Raw genomic sequence first — 3,692 nt, forward strand, 5'->3', positions numbered from 1 at the left:
GGAAGAAACCCTCAGTTGAAAGGAAAGCCGTTCCGGAATGGTCCGGAACGGCTTTTTCTTTCTTCGTCATGTACGCCGGAAATTTCCTGCTGGGAATTAAGGCCTCCGGCCTTAATAGAGGAGCAAGGGTATTGTAGGAACAGGGGCTTTTACGGGTGGCCGCGTCTGATCTATGAGGGCCGGGAGGCCCTCATTCCCGGGGGAATACTACTTCCATTCCCACTCAATGGGCGTTTCCATGTCCGGGCGCAGCGCCCGGTGCACTGGACAGCTCAGAGCCGTTTTTTCCAGCATGGAACGCAGGGGATGGGTTCCTTCCAGAGGCATGATGATCTTCAACTCAATCTTTTCAATGCCCTTGGAAGATTCCTCCGGACGCGCCAGAATGCGCATGCCTTTCAGGTCCACTCCCTTTCTGGCCGCGACGACGGAAATCATGCTCATCATGCAGGAGGCAAGCGTGGAACCGAGCATTACGCCGGGGGAAGGGAACTCCCCGCGGCCCTCGAAAGAGGCGGGCAGGTCCGTGGCAAAGGTGATATTGGAGGGAATATAGGTGCTTTCACAGCGGAATTGCCCGACATTCTCCGTTTCAGACGTATAATGGGTATCAGTCATAGAAGTGTGACAACGGAATCCTGGTTTGGGTTCACTGGAATTTGGTTGCTTTTTATTTAAGGCGTTGTGGAAATCCGGCTTGCGAGGCTGAAGGGGGGATGCCGGCGTGCCGCGCCAATTCTTCTTCCTAATCCTTTTGCTGATTTTTTTCCTTTTCGGGCAGCTTTGATCCCAATTTTCCGCTGCGCCGGAATCCGGCGAAGAACAGGCAAATCACCCGATGAGGTGGAAAGACGCCAGCGGACCGAAAGGCCGCTTCATGTGAAAATCAACATGGAACTGGTTGCAGCCCTTCACAGAACTTCATCACAGTCCGTTCCTTTCACGATGATGGCATGGCTCTCGACGGACTGTTCCCGTAGTGATTTAATTTGCCGGTATTCTTCCGAGGAAAAGCAGCGGTCCAGGCTTTCCCGGGAGGGAAACCGGATGACAATCACGCGGTCCGGTTTCCATCCGGGGCTCAACGGCATCACTTCGCTGGTCCGGACCAGATATTCTCCGCCGTGCTTTTCAACAATGGGCTTCACCTCCTTGACATAGGAATCATAGGGGGTGGGGGCATCGGAAGTTAGAGAAACCGTTACGATAAAATAATAACTCATCTTCTTTTCCTTGATAAGCGGGGAATGTGGCGGCTGGTCGTGCGGCGCTCCGGAGGGGTTCCTTCAACTCCGTGATTTGCCGGAAGCGTCTGGTGCCTTAATAGGGAGACTAAAGCCGTGCATCTTTTCTGTCAAGTGCCGGAACTTTGTCTCTGCCGGGGAGGAAGAGAGGGCTCCTGAGAGGGCCAGGAAGGAGGGAGTGACATGGAGGCGTCGTGAGAACGTTTTCTATAAGGAGATTGTACCCAGAGAGGGAACATGAGAAGAGGTCAATATTCCGTATCGGGGAATGGAGGGGATTTACAAGGGCCGGGAGGCCCTTGTTCCCAGGCATGCGGCCATCAGGAGGCAGGGAGGGGAGAGGCAGGGATTCCCCTGGCTTGAACGGACGGCCGTTTCTTCTCCGGAAAAGAAAAGCTTAAATAGTGCCTTCCGGGCGTCCTTCCGCCAGGATGCGACGGATGGGTTCCGCATAAAGTTCCGGCTCCAGCAGAAAGGAATCGTGCCCCTTGGTGGAGGCAATGGTATGGAACTCCACGGGAATTCCCGCGGCTTTCAACTGCGCCGCAAAGTCCTGCTGTTCCGCCGGACGGAAGCAGCAGTCCGTGTCAATGGAAAAGACGAGCGCCGGAATTCCCTCTCGGCGGAATCCTTCCAGGGCGGTCCGGAATGTTCCGTCCGGCGCGTGGTCGCGGATGTCGAACTCCGACCACATGTCTGCAATGCGGATATAGGCGTTGGCGTCAAAGCGCTCCGCGAACTTGGTCCCCTGGTGCAGCATGTAGCTCTGCGTGCTGCGGGTGGGCGTCATCCAAGTGAGCAGGCCGGACTGGCCGCCCACTTCCTTTCTGGCGCGCTGTTCCAGCCCTTCCTGGTACACGAATGCCTTGTGGCCGATGATGCGCGCGAACGCCAGCCCTTTTTTTGGGGCAGGCCCCTGGTAATAATCTCCGCCGCGGAAGTCCGGATCAAGCTCAATGGCCAGGATTTGTTCAAACAGGGACAGGCGGTGTTCAATGGAAGCCCGGTATCCGGAACCGATGGAAATGAAACTCCGGACCCGTTCCGGGAACTGGCAGGCAAAGCTGAGGGCGATCAGGCCGCCCACGGAGGGGCCCATCAGATGGATGCGCTCTATTCCCAGGTTATCCAGGAGGAGCGCCTGAAGGCGCGCCTGGTCCATGGCTTCCACATGCGGGAAGCGGGAACCGTAGGGCAGGTTGTCCGCCGGGCACAGGCTGGTCGGTCCGGTGGTGCCGTAGCAGCCGCCCAGATAATTGGCGCAGATGATGCAGAAGCGGTCCGTATCCAGCGGCCGGCCGGGGCCGATGATGCTGTTCCACCAGCCTTCATGGTTTTCAGGTTTCCAGAGGGAGCCGATGCCCGGCACCTCCGGGTTATAGCCGTAGGCATGCTGGCTGCCGGAAAGAGCGTGGAACAGCAGGATCACGTTATCCTTCTCCGGCGTCAGGGATCCGTACTGCTCGTAAGCAACGCGCAGCCCGTCCAGCACGGTTCCGTTCCGCAGGGAAAAGGAGCCGGGAAGGTCCAGAAATCTGGTTTGGACGGAGGGAAGCTGCATGGGCGTATGAAAGAGGGCTATCAGCAAAAAAAGACCGGCACCCGGCGGGCGGCGGTCTTCTTGAAATCTGTGTTGGGCCAGGGTTTACTTGACGCCCTTTTTGGAAAGACGCGTGCCTGCCGTGGCGCCCTGGCGGGCTTTAAACTTGGGATTGCTCTTGCAAATCACATACAACGTGCCTTTGCGCTTCACGATTTGGCAGTCTGCGTGGCGGCGCTTCATAGAGGCTAAGGAAGAAAGAACTTTCATGGTGTGTAACTCCGGTTTGGTGTTCGGTTCGGGAGACGGAATATACCGTTTAGTTAAGAATTGTAAAGTCATTTTTTGATCAGAAGGGAAATTGCCCCACGGCAGGGAATCGTGGGAGAAAAGGCTCCGGGCATGGATGGACTTGAATATCCGTGACAAAAAGCGGTCTGGAAATGACGGCCCGAGCGTTCTGCGGTTAACAGGGAGGAGGATCAAGGGCAGGCTGTCCCGGGAGGCAGGCGCCCCGGTATTCGGATACGGAAGAAAAAATCATTTTCCCTGCGTTTCCATTTTCTGCGACTTCCAGACGTCAAAAACTGTTCGTGGGGTGTGGAAGGCTTTGTCCGGAATGAGGCGTTGACATACGTCACATTCCCACGGAGCGCGGACGAGATGCTTTCAGTGATGGCACGTCTGCCATGGAGGGAAAAGCGGCAAAGAGACAGGACGACAGAGTCAAAGGAAGGTTGATCTTTCCGGTGATCATGTCTTCAAAACCGTGAGGGATCATGCGCCGCCATCAAGGGATGCCTGGGAAAGGGAACATTCCCCTGTTGTTCCTGCCATACTGATGTGCCCTATGATTCCTAACCCGTTTTTTTTCAGTTTTTTCCCGTTGATTCCGGATTAGGAATTCG

The 3,692-nt window shown here is 56.0% G+C and carries 4 protein-coding genes; all 4 read right to left on the reverse strand.

The annotated features are described in order from the left end of the window. Window positions 1–207: 207 nt before the first annotated feature. Window positions 208–618 carry an OsmC family protein gene (locus LIO64_RS01205; RefSeq protein ID WP_290547632.1) on the reverse strand — a complete coding sequence of 137 codons (411 nt, stop codon included), beginning with the start codon at window positions 616–618 and terminating at the stop codon, window positions 208–210. 293 nt (window positions 619–911) lie between these two features. Continuing rightward, window positions 912–1,223 carry a DUF1330 domain-containing protein gene (locus tag LIO64_RS01210; RefSeq protein WP_290547633.1) on the reverse strand — a complete coding sequence of 104 codons (312 nt, stop codon included), beginning with the start codon at window positions 1,221–1,223 and terminating at the stop codon, window positions 912–914. Between the two features lie 418 nt (window positions 1,224–1,641). Next, window positions 1,642–2,805, reverse strand: a complete 1,164-nt coding sequence (gene metX, locus LIO64_RS01215) for a homoserine O-acetyltransferase (RefSeq protein WP_290547634.1) — start codon at window positions 2,803–2,805, stop codon at window positions 1,642–1,644. A gap of 84 nt (window positions 2,806–2,889) precedes the next feature. Continuing rightward, window positions 2,890–3,054, reverse strand: a complete 165-nt coding sequence (ykgO, locus tag LIO64_RS01220) for a type B 50S ribosomal protein L36 (RefSeq protein WP_065529996.1) — start codon at window positions 3,052–3,054, stop codon at window positions 2,890–2,892. Between the last annotated feature and the right edge of the window lie 638 nt (window positions 3,055–3,692).

This window comes from Akkermansia sp. (assembly GCF_020860705.1).
GTDB lineage: Bacteria > Verrucomicrobiota > Verrucomicrobiia > Verrucomicrobiales > Akkermansiaceae > Akkermansia.

Coding starts and splice junctions, on each gene's coding strand:
- LIO64_RS01210 (WP_290547633.1), bottom strand. CDS start 1,223: ATGAGTTATTATTTTATCGTAACGGTTTCTCTAACTTCCGATGCCCCC.
- metX (WP_290547634.1), bottom strand. CDS start 2,805: ATGCAGCTTCCCTCCGTCCAAACCAGATTTCTGGACCTTCCCGGCTCC.
- LIO64_RS01205 (WP_290547632.1), bottom strand. CDS start 618: ATGACTGATACCCATTATACGTCTGAAACGGAGAATGTCGGGCAATTC.
- ykgO (WP_065529996.1), bottom strand. CDS start 3,054: ATGAAAGTTCTTTCTTCCTTAGCCTCTATGAAGCGCCGCCACGCAGAC.